Raw genomic sequence first — 243 nt, 5'->3', positions numbered from 1 at the left:
CAGCGAGCTGGCCGAGACTATCCGTACCATTCAGGAGGAGAATAAGGCCTTCGAGGAACAGCATCCGTAGCCAAAACCGTCCTTTTCATCGCACTTTTACCGGAAGTGGAAGCATTTTGCACCTCTTCCGTACGATTTATGCCCCCCTTTTTCACGAAAGAGGGGTTTCTTTGTATGGCGACTAATACTTTTACGAAACATGTACTTGAAATTCCTATCATTTATCGGAGCATTGCTCTCTTT

At 45.7% G+C, this 243-nt stretch carries 1 pseudogene; it reads left to right on the top strand.

Going from position 1 to position 243, the window contains the following annotated elements:
* Positions 1-70 (top strand): annotated as a pseudogene (locus QVP67_RS14135) (DUF4348 domain-containing protein); the annotation flags it as partial.
* Between the last annotated feature and the right edge of the window lie 173 nt (positions 71-243).

Source organism: Bacteroides sp. CAG:633, from assembly GCF_000435115.1.
GTDB lineage: Bacteria > Bacteroidota > Bacteroidia > Bacteroidales > Bacteroidaceae > Bacteroides > Bacteroides ndongoniae.
The sequence above is the reverse complement of the archived record's forward strand: the minus strand, read 5'-3'. Positions and strand labels throughout refer to the sequence as shown.